General features: G+C 38.1%; 2 protein-coding genes. One reads left to right on the forward strand and one right to left on the reverse strand.

Annotated features, from left to right (window positions below; genetic code table 11):
- On the reverse strand, window positions 1–961 hold a 961-nt coding region (locus AC1DRF_RS27235), incomplete at its 3' end, for an XdhC family protein (RefSeq protein ID WP_477742214.1).
- A 184-nt stretch (window positions 962–1,145) separates the two neighbouring features.
- On the opposite strand from AC1DRF_RS27235, the gene AC1DRF_RS27240 reads away from it, so the two are divergent.
- Window positions 1,146–1,376 (forward strand): hypothetical protein, encoded by a 231-nt coding sequence (locus AC1DRF_RS27240; protein WP_043982849.1) that lies wholly within the window; start codon window positions 1,146–1,148, stop codon window positions 1,374–1,376.
- Window positions 1,377–1,557: the final 181 nt, after the last annotated feature.

Genomic DNA, 1,557 nt, shown 5'->3' on the forward strand with positions numbered 1-1,557 from the left:
CAGCAAGAATACTAACAGCAATTTCCTGCGGTCCTACCGCTCCTATAGAAAGTCCTACCGGCGAATGAATGCGTGAAGAAATATCAGTATTCAATAATCGAAGTGTTCGCTTTTTAGATCCTAAAACTCCTATATACTTCACAGGGTTTGATTTTAATAGCGAGAGAATTTCTTGATCGCGATAAAAATTATGCGTCATGATCACAACAAAATCATCGCTTTGTATGGACAGCTGTTCGTCTACTTCCTCTGGAAATCCAATATGTATTTCCTTTGCTAGCGGAAAATGTTCCTTATTACATAAAGCCGGTCTCCAGTCGCATAAGGTAACAGAAAACCCCGTATTGGCAGCAAGTGATACTAAGTATTTTGCATCGGCACCTGCTCCCCAGATAACTAGACGAGGCTTTGGTTTATATAGATGAGCATATGTGAGCAGGGAGCAATTTGAAAGTTGAATACCGCTCTTTCCCCCATTCCAATCATCTGTTGCAAAAGATGATGTGTCGCTATTTCCACCAAATATTTCGCCCGTCTTTTCTACATAAAAAGAGGTTGTTTGAATAAAGTTTTTTTCTAATTTTTTAATATGCAAAACAGGATTTCGGTTATCTAAATGACGTTTTACCCGCAAAAGATTTTGCTTCATCCTCGCAGTTACAGGTTCTAGGAGAATATAGAGAATTCCATTGCAGCCTGCTCCTTGTCCCCATCCTGMATCACCTTCTTCTTTTAAATTGTACGTAACGGTTAACACGTGCTCAGTGTCGAACAACTCTTTTACGCGCTCAGCAATATCTGCTTCTACACAACCAGCGCTTAACATCCCAACGTTCTCTCCATTTTCTTGAAACAGCATGGACGCTCCTTCTTTTAAATATGAGGATCCTTCTACATGAACAATCGTTGCCAGCACACTTTTTACTGTTGATGTGTTTACAGCATGTAAAATATCGTGCATTTTTATTATTCCCTCCTTTTCCTGTCGAGGTTTTAAAATCTTTTCACGTTTTACACAGAACTACAATACGCTACAGTAGACCACTTCTACTCTCTGAATGAATCCATGTATTATTCATATTTTCAAAGAAGCTACAATAAGCTTTTAAAGACTTAGAAGAACTGTCGTTTGAAAGGAGAATAATATGCTATTCGACTCAACAAAAATCAACCTAGGAAAATTGAACGTTCGCAGTGCTGATCAAGCAAGCAGTATTTCTATTGGAAATACGTCAAAAGTTACAAGATATGTTACAGCAAAGAAAAATCAGGCCTTCGGACAGCAGCACGCTGATCAATGTTTTACAGCGGGATCTGCTTACAAAACTGTAGATAATGATTATGTAGATGCATTTGCAACAAAAAATGATAAATAAGGAGGAAACCATATGATTTTTTCGCCTATGGTCATTAACTTACAAGCCTTCAAAGTGAACGTTTTGGATAATTCATCTGTTTTAAGCATAGGACCTAATCAGCAGCTTGATGTGTTCGTATCTTATAAACGTAATCAAGGTCTGGGAGAATCAAACGGAGATTTTTCTCCGAACGTAACTC

This window comes from Priestia sp. P5_B4 (genome assembly GCF_056400385.1).